Source organism: Magnetospirillum sp. WYHS-4 (assembly GCA_039908345.1).
Taxonomy (GTDB): Bacteria; Pseudomonadota; Alphaproteobacteria; order Rhodospirillales; family GLO-3; genus JAMOBD01.
The window spans coordinates 1-13,088 of sequence record JAMOBD010000076.1 but is presented as its reverse complement, the minus strand read 5'-3'; the positions used below and the strand labels follow the sequence as shown (position 1 = coordinate 13,088).

Annotated in this window: 13 protein-coding genes; 3 read left to right on the top strand and 10 right to left on the bottom strand. The window is 67.1% G+C overall.

Annotation, left to right across the window (positions count from 1 at the left end; all coding sequences use genetic code 11):
* The 3 genes from H7841_16245 to H7841_16235 form a co-directional block, all read right to left on the bottom strand.
* On the bottom strand, positions 1-1,144 hold a 1,144-nt coding region (locus H7841_16245; GenBank protein ID MEO5338419.1), incomplete at its 3' end, for a transcription-repair coupling factor.
* Complete coding sequence (gene pcaD, locus H7841_16240) at positions 1,141-1,935, bottom strand: 3-oxoadipate enol-lactonase (protein MEO5338418.1); 795 nt, start codon at positions 1,933-1,935, stop codon at positions 1,141-1,143. The genes pcaD and H7841_16245, both read right to left, overlap by 4 nt.
* Positions 1,932-2,186 carry a succinate dehydrogenase assembly factor 2 gene (locus H7841_16235; GenBank protein ID MEO5338417.1) on the bottom strand — a complete coding sequence of 85 codons (255 nt, stop codon included), beginning with the start codon at positions 2,184-2,186 and terminating at the stop codon, positions 1,932-1,934. The genes pcaD and H7841_16235 overlap by 4 nt, the downstream gene beginning before the upstream one ends.
* 46 nt (positions 2,187-2,232) lie before the next feature.
* Between H7841_16235 and recG the strand changes: the two genes are divergently transcribed.
* Complete coding sequence (recG, locus tag H7841_16230; GenBank protein ID MEO5338416.1) at positions 2,233-4,314, top strand: ATP-dependent DNA helicase RecG; 2,082 nt, start codon at positions 2,233-2,235, stop codon at positions 4,312-4,314.
* A 184-nt stretch (positions 4,315-4,498) separates the two neighbouring features.
* Here the strand turns inward: recG and H7841_16225 are convergent, their stop codons facing one another.
* The gene (locus H7841_16225; protein ID MEO5338415.1) at positions 4,499-5,515 is read right to left on the bottom strand and encodes an NAD(P)H-quinone oxidoreductase; all 1,017 of its coding nucleotides are present in this window, start codon (positions 5,513-5,515) and stop codon (positions 4,499-4,501) included.
* Positions 5,516-5,559: 44 nt separating this feature from the next.
* On the opposite strand from H7841_16225, the gene H7841_16220 reads away from it, so the two are divergent.
* The gene (locus H7841_16220; GenBank protein ID MEO5338414.1) at positions 5,560-5,742 is read left to right on the top strand and encodes a DUF1192 domain-containing protein; all 183 of its coding nucleotides are present in this window, start codon (positions 5,560-5,562) and stop codon (positions 5,740-5,742) included.
* Between the two features lie 168 nt (positions 5,743-5,910).
* On the opposite strand, the gene H7841_16215 is transcribed toward H7841_16220, so the two are convergent.
* Together H7841_16215 and H7841_16210 are read right to left on the bottom strand one after the other, a co-directional pair.
* Complete coding sequence (locus H7841_16215; GenBank protein ID MEO5338413.1) at positions 5,911-7,818, bottom strand: propionyl-CoA synthetase; 1,908 nt, start codon at positions 7,816-7,818, stop codon at positions 5,911-5,913.
* 208 nt (positions 7,819-8,026) lie between these two features.
* Positions 8,027-8,386, bottom strand: coding sequence for a hypothetical protein (locus tag H7841_16210; protein MEO5338412.1), 360 nt, complete (start codon positions 8,384-8,386; stop codon positions 8,027-8,029).
* A gap of 133 nt (positions 8,387-8,519) precedes the next feature.
* Between H7841_16210 and H7841_16205 the strand changes: the two genes are divergently transcribed.
* The gene (locus H7841_16205) at positions 8,520-8,840 is read left to right on the top strand and encodes a hypothetical protein (protein MEO5338411.1); all 321 of its coding nucleotides are present in this window, start codon (positions 8,520-8,522) and stop codon (positions 8,838-8,840) included.
* Positions 8,841-8,916: 76 nt separating this feature from the next.
* Here the strand turns inward: H7841_16205 and H7841_16200 are convergent, their stop codons facing one another.
* From H7841_16200 to H7841_16185, 4 genes are read right to left on the bottom strand one after another with little or no spacing between them, the layout of a single operon-like run.
* Complete coding sequence (locus H7841_16200) at positions 8,917-9,807, bottom strand: ABC transporter permease (GenBank protein MEO5338410.1); 891 nt, start codon at positions 9,805-9,807, stop codon at positions 8,917-8,919.
* Complete coding sequence (locus H7841_16195) at positions 9,804-10,757, bottom strand: ABC transporter permease (protein MEO5338409.1); 954 nt, start codon at positions 10,755-10,757, stop codon at positions 9,804-9,806. The genes H7841_16200 and H7841_16195 overlap by 4 nt, the downstream gene beginning before the upstream one ends.
* Positions 10,754-11,737 (bottom strand): ATP-binding cassette domain-containing protein, encoded by a 984-nt coding sequence (locus H7841_16190; GenBank protein MEO5338408.1) that lies wholly within the window; start codon positions 11,735-11,737, stop codon positions 10,754-10,756. Before H7841_16190 ends, H7841_16195 begins: the two co-directional genes overlap by 4 nt.
* Positions 11,734-12,696, bottom strand: a complete 963-nt coding sequence (locus tag H7841_16185; GenBank protein MEO5338407.1) for an ABC transporter ATP-binding protein — start codon at positions 12,694-12,696, stop codon at positions 11,734-11,736. Before H7841_16185 ends, H7841_16190 begins: the two co-directional genes overlap by 4 nt.
* Positions 12,697-13,088: the final 392 nt, after the last annotated feature.

Below are 13,088 nucleotides of genomic sequence, written 5' to 3'. Positions count from 1 at the left end.
CGTGGCCCCGCAGGGCTTCGAACAGGTTGACGCCGGTCTGCAGGCGCGCATCGGCGAAGTCGCGCCCCAGCCGCCCGCCGGCATCGATGCCGGCGCCTTCGCCGACGAACGGCGAGAGTTGGGCCACGGCCCGCCCCATCATCAGGTCGCCCCAGCCGGCGGCATCGAGGAACAGGCGGTCCGGCGGCACCGGATTGTAGGGCGAGCCGCCATAGGTCGATTCCGCCGTCGTGCCGCGGGCCGCGTAGTATTCGGCGATCTGGTCGGCGCGCGACTGCCGCGCCTCTTCCGCCTGGTGGTCGAAGGCGATGGCGGCCCGGGGCAGATAGTCCAACAGGGTCTCCAGGGTCTCGTGGAACAGGGGCAGCCAATGTTCCATGCCCATGTGGCGCCGGCCGGCCGAAACCGATTCATAGAGCGGATCGTTCGCCGCCGCCGCCCCCGCCAGGGCCCGGTAGCCCGACCGGAAGCGCGAGATGGCGGCTGCGTCCAGCGGCACCTCGCTAACCGGCTTCAAAAGGGCGCTGTCGACCTTGCCTACGGTGCGTTGGCTGACCGGATCGAAGCTGCGGATGCCGTCCAACTCGTCGCCGAAGAAGTCGAGGCGCAGGGGCTGCGGAGCGCCGGGCGGAAAGACGTCCAGGATGCCGCCGCGCAGGGCGAACTCGCCCGGTTCCATCACCGTCTCGGCGCGGACGTAGCCGCTTTGCACCAGAAAGGCGGCCAAGTCCTCGGGCGGCTTGCGGTCCTTCAGCGCCAGGCGCAGGGACGCCCCCCGGAAGGCGGCGCGCGGCGGCACCTTCTGCCCCAGAGCGGAAACGGTGGTCAGCACGATCCGTCCCCGTCCTTCCGGTGCCTCCAGAAGACGGGTCAGGGTATCGATGCGCTTGGCCACGACCTCGCCGTTGGGCGAGACGCGGTCGTAAGGCAGGCAGTCCCAGGCGGGGAATTCCAGGCGCTCCACCTCGGGTGCGAAGTAGGCCAGGGCCTCCGACATCGCCGCCAGCCGGCCGTCGTCGGTGGCGACGAACAGCAAGTCGCGGTCCTTGGCCAGGGCGGCCACCACCAGGGCGTCATAGCCGGTGGGCGCGCCGCCGATCGATGTCCGTCCGGGTTCGAGAACGAAGTCCCTGGGGATGCTCATGAATCGAGACTGTCCAGAAAGTCCAGGAGGGCCGCGTTGAAGGCCTCGGGCTGTTCCAGTCCGGCTTGGTGGGACGCCTGCTCGATGACGGTCAGGCGGGCGCCGGGAATGCCGCGCTGAATGGTTTCCGCCACCGCTACCGGCGTTCCCATGTCCTGCCGTCCCACCATGACCAGGGTCGGCACGCGGATCTCCCCCAACCGGTCCGTCAGGTCCAGGCCCTTGATGGCGTGGCAGCAGCCGATGTAGCCGGCGGCCGGGGTGGCGCCGATCATGCCGCCGACGCGGGCGATCAGGGCCGGACGCTGCTCGCGGCAGAGCGGGGTGAACCAGCGCTCCAGGGTGGCGGCCGTCTGGGTGGCGATTCCGCCGGCTCGGACGGCGGCGATGCGCTCGTCCCAGACCGCCTGGGCATCCTGCGGAATGCGGCTGGTGGTGCTGGCCAGCACCAGGCCTTCCAGAAGCCCCGGATGGCGGAGCGCCAGGGCCTGGCCGATCATGCCGCCGATCGACAAGCCGACGTAGCGCACCCGCCCCAGGCCCAGATATTCGATCAGGCCGGCCGCGTCGTCGGCCAGCATGTCCAGGCTGTAAGGTCCGTCCGGGGCGGCGCTGGCGCCGTGGCCGCGCATGTCGAACTCCAGTACTCGATAGCGCCAGACCAGCGATTCGATCTGCGGCGCCCACATGGCACGGCTGGTCGCCAGGGAATGGCCCAGCACCACCGTCGGCGCTCCCGCGGGACCGGAAAGGGCGTAGTCGAGAATAGTGCCGTTGACGGAGGCTTTCATGCGAACTCCCGGATCAGGCGGACGAGATCGTTGTCGTGGCGCTCGGGCAGCACCTTGCGGCCGGTGACCCAGTCGAACAGGTCGTTGTCGCCTTCCGCCAGCAGGGATTCCAGCAGATCCAGACGGCGGGCGTCCAGCCCGGCGACATGGGCATCGGCGAAGCGGCCGAACAGGAAATCGTTTTCCGCCGTGCCCATGTGATGGCAGCGGAACAGGAGCTTCTTGCGGCGGGCTTCGAGAGAGGCGACCATGGGGGCACGGTATAGTGCCTTCCTCGGTCCCTGTCAGCAGCCCCAAATGCGCCCCCAGGTCCTCTTTCCCCTTTTCGCGCCGGTCACCGCCCTGCCGGGGGTGGGGCCCAAGGTCGGGCGGCTGGTGGAGAAGGTGGCGGGGCCCCATGTGGCCGACCTGCTCTGGCACCTGCCGTCCGGGCTCATCGACCGCCGCTACGCCCCCAAGGTGGCCGAGGCCATTCCCGGCCGGGTCGCCACCCTCACCCTCAGGGTCATGCATCACGTCAAGCCGCGCACGCCGCGCCAGCCTTACCGGGTCTATTGTGCCGACGAGACCGGAACCCTGTCCCTGGTCTTCTTCCACGCCCGCGGCGACTGGCTGGAACAGGCCCTGCCCGAGGGCCAGGTCCGGGTGGTGAGCGGCACCGTCGAGCGGTTCCACGAGGACATCCAGATCACCCATCCCGACCATATCGGCAGCCTGGAGGAACTGGCGAGCCTGCAAGCGGTGGAGCCGGTCCATCCCTTGACCGCCGGCCTGTCGGGCAAGCTGCTGCGCCGCGCCATCCAAGAAGCGCTGCGCAAGGCCGCCGACCTGCCGGAATGGATCGATCCGGCGCTCATGGCGCGCGAGGGCTGGAAGCCCTGGCATGCGGCGCTCGTCGAGGCCCATGGCCCCCAGGAGGAACCCGACCTTCTGCCCGTCGCCCCGGCCCGCCGCCGGCTCGCCTACGACGAGTTGCTGGCCAACCAGCTTGCCTTGGCCCTGGTGCGGCTCAACCTGCGGCGGTCCAAGGGGCGGGCGATCCGGGGCGACGGCGCCTTCCGCGCCCGGGCGATGGCCGCCCTGCCTTTCCGCCTGACCGCCTCCCAGGAAATCTCCCTGACCGAAATCGCCGCCGACATGGCCGGGGAATCTGCCATGCTCCGCCTTTTGCAGGGCGATGTGGGCAGCGGCAAGACGGTGGTGGCCTTCCTCGCCATGCTGAACGCCGTGGAAGCCGGCGCCCAGGCGGCCCTGATGGCGCCCACGGAAATCCTGGCCCGCCAGCATCTGGCGACCATCGAGCCCTTGGCCGCCGCCTTGGATATCAAGGTCGCCCTGCTCACCGGGCGGGAGAAGGGCAAGACGCGCCGCGAGATTCTGGAAGACTTGGCGGCGGGCGGGATCGCCCTGGTTCTCGGCACCCATGCCCTGCTGGAAGAGGACGTGGCCTTTCGCGACTTGGCTTTGGCGGTCATCGACGAACAGCACCGCTTCGGCGTTCATCAGCGTCTGACCCTGGCCCGCAAGGGCCGGGCGGTTGACGTGCTGGTGATGACCGCCACGCCCATTCCCCGCACCTTGATGCTGACCTCCTACGGCGACATGGACGTTTCCCGCTTGACCGAGAAGCCGGCCGGCCGCAAGCCCGTCAAGACCCTGGTCAAGCCCCTGGACGCCCTGGACGAGGTGGCGGCGGCGGTGGGCCGGGCCCAGGCGGGCGGGGCGAAGGTCTATTGGGTCTGCCCGCTGGTGGAGGAATCCGAAACCCTCGACCTGGCCGCCGCCGAGGAACGCTTTTCCGCCCTGAAGGAACGCTTCGGCGACTGCGTCGGCTTGGTGCACGGCCGCATGAAGGGACGCGACAAGGACGCGGCCATGGCCGCCTTCGCCGAGGGGGAGGTGGACATCCTGGTCGCCACCACGGTGATCGAGGTCGGCGTCGACGTCCCTGCCGCTACCGTAATGGTCATCGAGCATTCGGAACGCTTCGGTCTGGCCCAGCTTCACCAGTTGCGCGGCCGCGTGGGGCGCGGCCAACGGGACTCGGTCTGCATCCTGCTCTACGGCCAGCCTTTGGGCGAGACCGCCCGAAAGCGCCTGGCCGTCATCCGCGAAACCGACGACGGATTCGTCATCGCCGAGGAGGACCTGAGGTTGCGCGGACACGGCGAGTTGCTGGGCACACGCCAGAGCGGCCTGCCAGAATTCAGAGTCGCCGACCTGGCCCAGCATGGCGACCTGTTGCAGGTGGCCCGCGACGACGCCTCCCTGGTGGTGGCCCGCGACCCCGACCTGCAGGACCCGCGCGGCCAAGCGCTGCGGACCCTGCTCTACCTGTTCGAACGCGACGCGGCGGTGCGTTTCCTGCGGTCTGGATAAGCATCCGGCCGTGTCAAAGGGCGGGCATGACCGGCGGCGGTGTTGACGCACCCCGCCGGCTCGCATCGGCGACAACTAAACGACGCGTTGAATAGTATATGCAAAAACCTTTCGGCGTGCAATCGCAAAAGGCGCATAAACCACGACCATCGCTCGAAAGGTTCTGATTCGATTTGGCGACCTTTCAGGGAAGAGGAATGGCGTCCACGAGCAGCGCGATCTTTCCCCAGTGGTCGGCCCCGTCCATCCGGCGATGGGCTTTGGCCGCCTGGGCGAGGGGATAGGTGGCGGACACCTGCGGCCGGACGTGGCCCGCCTCGATCGGCGGCCAGACCCTGTCCTTCAGGGCCGCCGCGATGGCCGCCTTGCGTTCCAAGCTTTGGATGCGGAGCGTCGAGCCGGTCAGGGTCAAGCGTTTCAGCATCAAGGGCATGAGGTCCAGATCCACCTTCGAGCCCGCCTGGAAGGCGATCTGCACCAGCCGTCCTTCGCTGGCCAATGCCTTGAGATTGCGGGCCACATAGCTGCCGCCCACCATGTCGAGAATCACGTCGACGCCCCGTCCGCCGGTGAAGTCCCCGGCCGCCGCGACGAAATCGGTTTCCCGGTAGTCGATGGCCAGGTTGGCGCCCAGGCGCCGGCAGAGGGCGCATTTTTCGTCCGACCCCGCCGTCGCCATCACCCGTGCCCCGAAATGGCGGGCGAGCTGGATGGCGGCGCTGCCGATGCCGCCGGCACCGCCGTGTACCAGAAATGTCTCGCCCGGCCGCAGGGCGGCACGTTCGAAGACGTTGCTCCAGACGGTGAAGAAGGTCTCGGGCAGGCAGGCCGCTTCGGCAAACGAGAGGCCCGCCGGCACCGGCAGGCACTGTCCCGCCGGTGCAGTGCAGTATTCGGCGTAGCCCCCGCCGCCGACAAGGGCGCAAAGGGAATCGCCTTCCCGCCAGTCGGCGACGCCCTCGCCCAGGGCCGCGACCTGCCCGGAAACCTCCAGACCCAGGATGTCGGAAACTCCGGGCGGCGGGGGATAGCGGCCCTCGCGCTGCAGGATGTCGGGCCGGTTGACGCCGGCGGCGGCGACGCGGATCAGCACCTCGCCGGGGGCCGGGCGGGGCAGGGGACGCCGTGCCGGACGCAGCACCTCCGCCCCGCCCGGCCGGGCGGTCTCGATACAGAGCATGTCGGTGGGCAGGGCGGTCATGATCGGCTAGTATCGGCGAGGCCAGTCAGGATGGGAAGACGGACATGGATCTGGACGACCTGGAACCCCGCAACCGCAAGCCGCCGCTGAAGAACCTGGAGGAAATGTCCATCCAGGCCCTGAAGGATTACATCGCCGACCTGGAGGCCGAGATCGATCGCGCCCGTCGGACCATCGCCGCCAAGGAGGCTGCCCGCTCGGGCGCCGATTCCTTCTTTCGGCGTTAATCGGTCCTTAAGGAATGACGTCTACGATAAGACTTGTTGGATGAACCTGTCGGATGGCAATCACGGCTCGTCCACACACACGAGACGCCTCCCTGTCAAACTTTCGCGCCGCCCTTCCGGGCGGCGCGTTTATGTTCGGGGGCGGCATTGCGGCGCCGGTTTCGGCGATCACTTCCGCGCCTTGGCCAGGCCCAGGGTCTCCAGGGCCTCTTCGATCTCGTCCAGGATGACCGGATCGTCGATGGTGGCCGGCATCTTGTAGGTCTCGTTGTCGGCGATCTTCTGCATGGTGCCGCGCAGGATCTTGCCCGAGCGGGTCTTGGGCAGGCGCTTGACCACCACCGCCTGCTTGAAGGCGGCCACCGGCCCGATGCGCTCGCGCACCAGGTTGACCACCTCCTTGACGATGGTCGCCGCGTCCTTGGCAACGCCCGCTTTCAGCACCATGAAGCCCACCGGCAACTGGCCCTTCAGTTGATCCGCCACGCCGATCACGGCGCATTCCGCGACGTCGGGGTGGGAAGCCAGCACTTCCTCCATGCCGCCCGTGGACAGCCGGTGCCCGGCCACGTTGATGATGTCGTCGGTGCGGGCCATGATGTAGACGTAGCCGTCCTCGTCGAAGTAGCCGGCGTCCGCCGTCTTGTAGTAGCCGGGGAATTCCTCCAGGTACGACGAGATGAAGCGCTGGTCGGCGTTCCACAGGGTCGGCAGAGTCCCCGGCGGCAGCGGTAGCTTGCAGCAGATGGAGCCGATGTCGCCCGGTTTCACCGGCTTGCATTCGGCGTCCAGTACCTGCACGTCCCAGCCGGGCGCCGGCTTGGTGGGAGAGCCGGGCTTCACCGGGAATGGGTGCAGGCCCATGCAGTTGGCGGCGATGGCCCAGCCGGTCTCGGTCTGCCACCAATGATCGATGACCGGCACCTTCAGCTTGGTCTGGGCCCAGACGAGCGTGTCGGGATCGGTGCGCTCGCCGGCCAGGAACAGCATCTTGAAGCCCGACATGTCGTAGCGCCCCAGCATTTCCGCGTTGGGGTCCTCGCGCTTGATGGCCCGGAAGGCGGTCGGCGCGGTGAACATCGCCTTGACCTTATGTTCCGCGATCACCCGCCAGAAGGCGCCGGCATCGGGGGTGCCGACCGGCTTGCCCTCGTAGACCAGGGTGGTGCAGCCGTGCAGCAGCGGCCCGTAGACGATATAACTGTGGCCGACCACCCAGCCCACGTCGGAAGCCGCCCAATAGACGTCGCCGGGCTGCATGTCGTAGACGTTCTTCATGGTCCATTTCAGCGCCACCATGTGGCCGCCGTTGTCGCGCACCACGCCCTTGGGTTGGCCGGTGGTGCCCGAGGTGTAGAGGATGTACAGCGGATCGGTGGCCTTGACGGTCACGCAATCGGCCGGCTGGGCCTTGGCTTCTGCTTCGGCCCAGTCGATGTCGCGGCCGGGGATCATGGCGGCGATCACCTGCGGGCGCTGCAGGATGACCGTGTGGCCCGGTTTGTGGCTCGCCAGATCGATGGCGTGGTCGAGCAACGGCTTGTAGGGAATGACCCGGTTGACCTCGATGCCGCAGGACGCGCTGACGATGACCTTGGGCTTGGCGTCGTCGATGCGCACCGCCAGCTCGTTGGCCGCGAAACCGCCGAAGACCACGGAATGCACGGCGCCCAAGCGGGCGCAGGCCAGCATGGCGACCAGCGCCTCGGGGATCATCGGCATGTAGACGATCACCCGGTCGCCCTTGCCCACGCCGCAGGACCTCAGGACCCCGGCGAAGCGGGCCACGGTGTCGCGCATCTCGCGGTAGCTGAACTTCTTGACCGTATTGCCGGTGACGGGGCTGTCGTAGATGACCGCCGTGCGCTCGCCGTTGCCTTCGTCCACATGGCGGTCCAGCGCGTTGTGGCAGGTGTTGCATTCGGCGCCCGAGAACCAGCGATAGAAGGGCTTGTCGCCGTCGTCCAGGACCTTGTCCCACTTCTTCACCCAGACAAGATCTTCCGCCGCTTCCCCCCAGAATCCATCGGGATCCTTAAGCGAGCGGGAGTACGCTTCCTCATAGCGATTGGTCATGGTCTTCCCCTTTGTCCGGCCGGCCGGGTTTCCCCCTTGTGGCCCGCGATGCGAGGGCCCGAGTTTGCGGCAAAACCGCCTATTTGCAAAGAGACAATGCGGATTGATCCCAATCCCCACAGCAATCGGCGAGTTCCCGGAATGCGGACACGAAGAGGCCCCGTTGGGCCCGGGAGAATCTTGGGAGTCTGGAAGGGGCGGGAAGGGGTCAGTCGGTGCGAACGACCGAGAAATAGGCGCCACCCAGGCCGACCTCGGTGAAGAAGACCCGATAGCCGACCGGCAGGCCGCAGCGCATCAGGGTCCACTGTTCCTGCCACTTGGTCTCGGCGATGCGGCCCAAGGACTGCACTTCGGGTTGGCGGACGACTTCGGCGGTGGCGAAGTGGCGCTGGTGGCACGAGCCGTCTGCGGCGTCGTCCTCTTTGAGGATGCGTTGTTGGGCGCGGGCCTGGATCAGGTCGGAGGCGATAGATTTGCCGAGACCGGCAGCCGAAGCGCCGTCACTCGCGGCAAAGGCCAGAGACCCGACTGTAACCGCCAGGGCCAAACGCCCAATCCCCACCATCCGCCAGCCTCCCTCTCAGTGCGATCGCCCGAAGGAGTGTATCCGAGAAATGGGCAGCCAGGCAACCGAGGCTTGGGATGCTTAATGAGATGTTGAAAACCGAGCGGAATTTTGTATAATCTAAGATGATGGAATGCAATATCACCAGAAGGTGGCAACAGGTCCGAAAATGTATATCGAGTCTCGAAGCAACTTTGTTCGGTTGAACGTGGCTCAGGAAGTTATGAGATTCGCTGTCACCCAGCAGGCGGAGTTTGTCGATACGATGACTCAGCAGGCTGAGGAGGCCCGCAAGGAAGCGGCCCGCAAAGCCGCAGCTGGAAAAGAAGCGGTCCGACAACAGCAAAAGGCGAATCCTTCTGACGATCCTGTCGGGCAAGCGTTCGGTTCGGACGAGAGCCAGCCGCAGAAGGTGGCAGGCGCCTTGGGTATTGCTATCGATATCCAGGTGTAGATAGCCGCGCGACTGCGCTTATCCGTTACCTAGGGGATGCCTTAGGTAAGCGGTGTTTTTTTGTCTGTGGTTATCCTTACCGTTCTGCCTTGGGATCGAAGGCGTCCTGCAGTCCGTCGCCTACAAAGTTGGCGGCCATTACCGTCGCCAGGATGAACAGGCCCGGATAGACCGCCAGGGCCGGGGCCGACCAGATCGTCTCCTGGGCATTGGTCAATAGGTTGCCCCAACTCGCGACCGGCGGCTGGATACCCAGCCCCAGAAAGCTCAGCACCGATTCCAGCAGAATCGTATTGCCGACCGATAACGTAGTTGCCACCAGGATGGGCGAAGCCAAGTTAGGCAGGATATGGACTCCCATGATGCGTAGCGGTCCGGCACCCTGGCCATGGGCTGCCTGCACGAAGTCTCTTTCCTTCAGGGCCAGGGTGGCGCCCCGCACCAGACGGGCCACCGTGGTCCAGCCGACCAGGGCCACGATGGCGACGATGCGATAGAGGCTGATGTCCGGGGAATCGACGACGATGTCGGGCAAGCCCAGCTTGCGTAGGTCGATGGCGGCCAGAACGATCAGCAGGGGCAGCAGGGGCAGGGCGATCACCCCGTCAGTGAGGCGCATCAGCAGGGCGTCGAGCAGGCCACCGTAATAGCCTGCCAGCAACCCCAGGGCGGTGCCGATGGCGGCGGCGGCCAACGCGGCGGTCAGTCCGACCAACAGCGATACCCGTCCGCCTTGCAGCAAACGCACCAGGAGGTCGCGGCCCAACTCGTCGGTGCCAAGGGGGTGGGTGGCCGACGTGGCGGCATAGCGATTGGCCAGATCCATGGCCCCGGCATCGATGCCCAGCAAGGCCGCGACCCAAGGCGCGCCCGCCGCCGCCAAGCCGAGCGTTAGCAGCAGCAAGGCGCCCGCCACGGCTGGGCCGTGGCGCAGAAAGCGGCGCAGGGCGAGGCGGGTGGGACTCATGGGCGCGCGATCCTCGGGTCCAGCCAGACGTAGGCCAGGTCGGCCAGCAGGTTGCCGGCCAAGGTGAGCGCCGTGGCGATCAGGAGGCCGACCAGGGCCAGGTTGAAATCGTTGCCCATCACCGCGTCGAAGATCAGTTTTCCCATGCCGGGATGGGCGAACAGGGTCTCGGTGACCAGGGCGCCGGAAACCAGGCTGCCCAGGTCGAGGGCAACCACGGTGACCACCGGGATCAAGGCGTTGCGCAGGCCATGGCGCAGCAGCACCCGCAGGGGGCCGGCGCCCTTGGCCCGCGCCGTGCGGATGTAGTCCTGGCGCAGGGTCTCGATCAGGGAGGAACGAACGTAGCGGGCGTAGCCGCCGATGTTGGCGATGGCCAGGGTGGCGACCGGCAGGATCAGGTGGCGGGTCCAGTCCCACCAGCCCTCGGCCGATCCGGCCCCGGCGGCGCTTGCCGGCAGCCAGCCCCAGGCCACGGCGAACAGCAGGATGAGCAGCAGCCCGACCCAGAAAACCGGCATCGATATTCCCGCGAAGGCGAACAGGTTGACCAAGTAGTCGAGTGGCGAGCGTGGCCGGGCGGCGGCCGCGATCCCAGCCGGAAAAGCGATCAGGAGGGCGAGCAGGAAGGCACTGCCCAACAGCACCAAGGTATTGGCCAGGGCGGGTGCCAGGGCCTCCAGGACAGGGCGGGAATATAGGCGCGAGAAGCCAAGATCGCCTGCCATGGCGGCCGACAGCCAGTGTCCGTAGCGCTCCAGGATCGACTTGTCGAGGCCATGAAGGGCGCGCAGACGTGCCGCATCTTCCGATGTCATCTTGGGGTCGGCGGCGATCATCAGGTCGATGGGGTCTCCGGGCATCAGGCCCATCAGCCCATAGACAACGAAGGACATGGCGAGCAGCACCATGATCGCTTGGCCCAGGCGGGAGGCGAGGAAGCCGATCATCGCCGATCCTCCCAGGGATTGCCGTCGCTCGGCACCAGGTGGCTGAAGTGGCAGGCGGCGCGATGGCCGCCGCCGTCAGTCTCTTCCAGGACCGGCGTCTCGTCCCGGCAGATGACGTCGGCCAGGGGGCAGCGGGGATGGAAGGCGCAGCCGGGAGGCGGAGACAGGGGGCTGGGCGGATCGCCCGGCAGGATTTTGGTCGTCGGACGCCGCCGACCGACGCGAGGCGCGGCGGCCAGAAGAATGCTGGTATAGGGATGGCGCGGCCGGGAAAATAGGGCGTCGGCCGGGCCTTCCTCGACGATGGTCCCCAAGTACATGACCGCCACCCGGTGGGCGATATGGCGGACCACGGCCAAATCGTGGCCGATGAACAGGCACGCGATGCGCCGCTGCTCCTGCAGGTCGAGCAATAGATTGAGGATCTGGCTTTGCACCGAGACGTCGAGGGCCGAGACCGGCTCGTCGGCGACGATAATCCGGGGGGCCGGCGCCAGGGCGCGGGCGATGGCGATTCTCTGGCGCTGTCCGCCGCTGAATTCGTGGGGATAGCGATTGGCGTCCTCGGGATGTAACCCGACGGCTTCCAGCAGTTCCGCCACCGCCTGGCGCCGTTCCACGGCAGATCCGATACCGTGGATGACCAGGGGTTCGGCGACGATGGCGCCCACTGCCAGACGGGGGTTGAGGGAGCCGTAGGGGTCCTGGAAGACCATCTGCAGGGCGCGCCGGAAGGGCCTGAGGGCGCGCCGGCCCAGACCGTTCAGCGGCAGGCCATCGAACAGCAGGGTTCCCCCGTCGGGGGGATCGATCAGAGCCAGGGCGCGGGCGAGCGTTGACTTGCCGCAGCCGGACTCGCCAACCAAGGCCAGGGTCTCGCCTTCCCGCACCGCCAAGTCGACGCCCCGTAGCGCCCGGACCGTCCCGCCTTTGACACGGAAGCTCTTCTCCATCCCATGGGCCTCCAGGATGATCGTCATGGTCTCGCCTTCCAACAGGCGACGCGGCAGCCGGCGTGGTCGGCCAGGGGGGGCTCGTCGTCGCGGCAGACAGCGTCGGCCAACGGACAGCGGTCGGAGAATCGGCAGCCTTCCGGCAGGCGGGCAAGGTCGGGCACGGCGCCATCGAGAGACGGCAGCCGGCCGTGTCGAGGCGCTTGGCCGGGCAGGGTGTCCAGCAGGCCGCGGGTATAGGGATGAAGCGGATGGGCAAACAACCTTCCGGCCGGGGCCCGCTCGACGATACGTCCGGCGTACATCACCAGCACGTCGTCGGCGATGGCCGAAACCGCCCCCAGGTCATGGCTGATGAACAGGATGGCTGTTCCAAGCTCCTGTTGCATGTCTTGCATGAGGGCGATGATCTGGGCCTGGACGGTGACGTCGAGAGCGGTCGTCGGCTCGTCGGCCAGCAGCACGGCGGGTCGGCAGACCAGGGCCATGGCGAGCATCGCCCTTTGCCGCATGCCGCCGGAAAGCTGGTGCGGATAGGCCTTGGCCCGCGCTGCCGGATCGGGGATGCCGACGCGCCCCAGCATGGCGACCGTCTCCGCCCAGGCGGTGTGGCCCCCGGAGCGGGCATGGAGACGGAAGGCCTCGGCTACTTGATCGCCGATGGTCATTACGGGGTTGAGGGCGCTCAACGGTTCCTGGAAGACCATGGCGAGGCCGGCGCCCCGGAGCTTGCGCCACTCCCGTTCCGTCAGATTCGTCAGGTCCCGGCCGGCGAACCGTATGCTTCCCCCGGTCAACCGGCCGGGGGGCGGCACCAAGCCCATGAGGGCTAGCGCGGTCACCGACTTGCCGCAGCCGGATTCGCCCACCAAGGCTGTAGTGCACCCGGGACGCAGGTCGAAAGATAGCCCGTCGGCTGCCTTGGCCGGGCCGGCAGCGGTGGGAAAGGCGACGGTGAGATCGACGATGGAAAGGACGGCATCCATGTCCCGATTATGGACTCTGCCGATAACAAATTGAATTGCTCGATTTTCTTGCTTTTCCGGGGCTGGAGCGCCGACGCCTGTCGGCAGGGGGAACGACCTTGCCCAAGGCAATCGGGTGAAGGCTCCAAAGGGGAGCGAACCCGTCCATCCCGCCCGCAATCGGCGGGCGGGACGCCAGCGTTCAGGCATATCGCCCTATGGAATCGCATATGTTCGCTTTATGGACTTGAGTCGCGTTTTGTTCTGTGGCAGTATGCCTCTATTCCACCTCGTCGTTCCCGCCCGCACCGGGAAGGAACCGGATCACGATGGAACATTTATCAAACTGAAGCCAGGAGTATGTGTCATGAGTCTTTTCTGGAGCGACGACGTGGATAACAACGGGAACGGCG

What these genes read in the sequence shown, in the direction of transcription:
- pcaD (MEO5338418.1), bottom strand. Translation starts at nt 1,935, where the DNA reads ATGAAAGCCTCCGTCAACGGCACTATTCTCGACTACGCCCTTTCCGGT.
- H7841_16195 (MEO5338409.1), bottom strand. Translation starts at nt 10,757, where the DNA reads ATGATCGGCTTCCTCGCCTCCCGCCTGGGCCAAGCGATCATGGTGCTG.
- H7841_16190 (MEO5338408.1), bottom strand. Translation starts at nt 11,737, where the DNA reads ATGACGATCATCCTGGAGGCCCATGGGATGGAGAAGAGCTTCCGTGTC.
- H7841_16210 (MEO5338412.1), bottom strand. Translation starts at nt 8,386, where the DNA reads ATGGTGGGGATTGGGCGTTTGGCCCTGGCGGTTACAGTCGGGTCTCTG.
- H7841_16185 (MEO5338407.1), bottom strand. Translation starts at nt 12,696, where the DNA reads ATGGATGCCGTCCTTTCCATCGTCGATCTCACCGTCGCCTTTCCCACC.
- H7841_16220 (MEO5338414.1), top strand. Translation starts at nt 5,560, where the DNA reads ATGGATCTGGACGACCTGGAACCCCGCAACCGCAAGCCGCCGCTGAAG.
- H7841_16215 (MEO5338413.1), bottom strand. Translation starts at nt 7,818, where the DNA reads ATGACCAATCGCTATGAGGAAGCGTACTCCCGCTCGCTTAAGGATCCC.
- H7841_16225 (MEO5338415.1), bottom strand. Translation starts at nt 5,515, where the DNA reads ATGACCGCCCTGCCCACCGACATGCTCTGTATCGAGACCGCCCGGCCG.
- H7841_16235 (MEO5338417.1), bottom strand. Translation starts at nt 2,186, where the DNA reads ATGGTCGCCTCTCTCGAAGCCCGCCGCAAGAAGCTCCTGTTCCGCTGC.
- H7841_16200 (MEO5338410.1), bottom strand. Translation starts at nt 9,807, where the DNA reads ATGAGTCCCACCCGCCTCGCCCTGCGCCGCTTTCTGCGCCACGGCCCA.
- H7841_16205 (MEO5338411.1), top strand. Translation starts at nt 8,520, where the DNA reads ATGCAATATCACCAGAAGGTGGCAACAGGTCCGAAAATGTATATCGAG.
- recG (MEO5338416.1), top strand. Translation starts at nt 2,233, where the DNA reads ATGCGCCCCCAGGTCCTCTTTCCCCTTTTCGCGCCGGTCACCGCCCTG.